Annotated in this window: 6 protein-coding genes; all 6 read left to right on the top strand. The window is 71.9% G+C overall.

The genetic code is table 11. The features are described from left to right. Positions 1 to 304: histone-like nucleoid-structuring protein Lsr2 (locus ABZ793_RS32960; RefSeq protein WP_357464596.1), on the top strand; the 304-nt coding region annotated here is incomplete at its 5' end. Then, on the top strand, positions 297 to 458 hold the full coding sequence (locus ABZ793_RS32955; RefSeq protein WP_357464594.1) for a hypothetical protein: 162 nt from the start codon (positions 297 to 299) through the stop codon (positions 456 to 458). The genes ABZ793_RS32960 and ABZ793_RS32955, both read left to right, overlap by 8 nt. Next, positions 458 to 832, top strand: coding sequence for an HK97-gp10 family putative phage morphogenesis protein (locus tag ABZ793_RS32950; RefSeq protein ID WP_357464592.1), 375 nt, complete (start codon positions 458 to 460; stop codon positions 830 to 832). Before ABZ793_RS32955 ends, ABZ793_RS32950 begins: the two co-directional genes overlap by 1 nt. Next, positions 829 to 1,254, top strand: coding sequence for a DUF3168 domain-containing protein (locus ABZ793_RS32945; RefSeq protein ID WP_357464590.1), 426 nt, complete (start codon positions 829 to 831; stop codon positions 1,252 to 1,254). Before ABZ793_RS32950 ends, ABZ793_RS32945 begins: the two co-directional genes overlap by 4 nt. A 10-nt stretch (positions 1,255 to 1,264) precedes the next feature. Beyond that, complete coding sequence (locus ABZ793_RS32940; protein ID WP_357464588.1) at positions 1,265 to 1,702, top strand: phage tail tube protein; 438 nt, start codon at positions 1,265 to 1,267, stop codon at positions 1,700 to 1,702. A gap of 3 nt (positions 1,703 to 1,705) precedes the next feature. After that, on the top strand, positions 1,706 to 1,901 hold a 196-nt coding region (locus tag ABZ793_RS32935), incomplete at its 3' end, for a hypothetical protein (protein WP_357464586.1).

Here is a 1,901-nt window from a genome sequence, read left to right as displayed (position 1 = left end):
CACCACGCTGGCCGACCGGGCGCCGGTGCTACTGCCCGTCGACGAGGACGACGCCGGCGATCCGGCCACCCCGCCGGCGGACCGGCCGTCTGTCGCAGGTGCGACAGACGGCGGTGCCGGCGACGTCGACGAGCCGGCCGGCCCGGACGACGTCGACGACGCCGCGGCGGAGCGGGCCCGGATCCGGGAGTGGGCGGCCGACAACGGGATCGAGGTGTCCCCGCGCGGGAAGATCCCGACCGCCGTCGTCGAGCAGTACCGGGCGGCGGCCGCCGCGAAGGCCGAGGTGGGCCGCGATGGGTGAGCCCGTGCGGGAGGTGCCGTCGCCGGGCGAGTGCCGCCGCCTGGCGACGGACGCGGCTGCCGCGAACCACGTCTCCCGGTCGGTGATCTGGGCGCTGCTGGCCATCGCCGGCGAGCTGGCCGAGATCCGCCGCGAGCTGAGGCGGTCCCGCTGATGGCCCGCCGGCAGACCGTCACCGTCGACGGTATGGGCCTGCTCGCCAAGCGGCTGAAGGAGCTGCCCACCAGCGTCCAGGACGGCGCAAAGACCGCTGTGAAGGACGAGACGAACGAGGTGGTCGACGACATGCGCCGTACCGCACCGCGCGACTCAGGGGACCTGGTGGCCGGGATGCAGGCCGAGTTCACCAACGGCGGGCTGGGTGGCCGGGCGGTGTCCACGGCCCGGCACTCCACGTTCGTCGAGCACGGCACCGAGGACACCCCCGAGCAGCCGTTCATGACGCCGGCGGCGGAGCGGTCCCGCCGGCGTTTCCCCGGCCGCATCCGCGACGCGGTGGGCGCCGAACTGAAGGACCTGACGCGGTGACCGCGCCGGTGTCCCGCTCGCCGCTGCACGCAGTGCAGATGGCCCTGTACCGGCGGCTGAAGGACGACCCGGCCCTGACGGCGCTGGCCACCGGCGGCGTGTGGGACGAGGTGCCGGAAGGCACGCCGTACCCGTACATCCGTATCGGGGACCACCTGTCGACGCCGGACAACGACCACGGCGGGTTCGGTCGGGAGGTCACGGTCACGATCCACGTGTGGACCAAGGCCCGCGGCAACAGCCAGGGCCAGGGCATCGCCGGCCGTATCGGCGAGTTGCTCGACCACCGGCCTCGGGACCTGGCGGTGGTGGGGCACCGGGTGGTGTCCATCCGGCAGGAGTTCGATCAGGCGTTCCCCGACGCCAACCCCGAGCTGCGGCACCACGTCATCCGGTTCCGCATCATCACTGATCAGGAATGAGGTACGGCCCATGAGCGGGCTCGATGCGTTCGGCACGCAGTTCAAGCGGGGTGACGGCGTCACCCCGACCGAGGCGTTCACCGCCCTGGCGAACGTCACCAACATCTCCGGCCCGTCGCGGTCCCGGGAGACCCTCGACGTCACCACCCACGGCAGCCCGGGCGGGTGGCGGGAGTTCATCGGCGGTCTGAAGGACGGCGGGGAGATCAGCCTGGAGCTGAACTACGACCCGACGGAGACCACGCACGACCTCGACGACGACTTCGACGACGCCGCGCCCCGGAACTACCAGATCGTGATCCTGCCGGACACGGCGGACGAGCACACCTGGACGATCAAGGGCATCCTCACCGAGGTCGGCGACGAGTTCCCCCACGACGACAAGATGGCGCGCTCGATCACCATCAAGGTGTCCGGCAAGCCGACCCTGGCGAAGACGGGAGCCTGACCGGTGGCGCTCCTGAACCGTGACGCGATCCTCGCCGCCGAGGACCGCACGTACGAAGAGGTCAACTGCCCAGAGTGGGGCGGGTCGGTGCGGCTGCGGTCCATCACCGGCGCCCAGCGTGACGCCTACGAGCAGTCGCTGGTGCAGCAGCGCGGCGGCAACCGGCAGATGAACCTGCGCAACGCGCGGGCCAAGCTGA

Source organism: Micromonospora sp. NPDC047465, from assembly GCF_040643125.1.
In the GTDB taxonomy this organism is placed as follows: Bacteria; Actinomycetota; Actinomycetes; order Mycobacteriales; family Micromonosporaceae; genus Micromonospora.
The sequence above is the reverse complement of the archived record's forward strand: the minus strand, read 5'-3'. Positions and strand labels throughout refer to the sequence as shown.

Excerpts from the sequence above, each read along its gene's own strand:
- ABZ793_RS32950 (WP_357464592.1), top strand. The coding sequence starts at position 458 with ATGGCCCGCCGGCAGACCGTCACCGTCGACGGTATGGGCCTGCTCGCC.
- ABZ793_RS32940 (WP_357464588.1), top strand. The coding sequence starts at position 1,265 with ATGAGCGGGCTCGATGCGTTCGGCACGCAGTTCAAGCGGGGTGACGGC.
- ABZ793_RS32955 (WP_357464594.1), top strand. The coding sequence starts at position 297 with ATGGGTGAGCCCGTGCGGGAGGTGCCGTCGCCGGGCGAGTGCCGCCGC.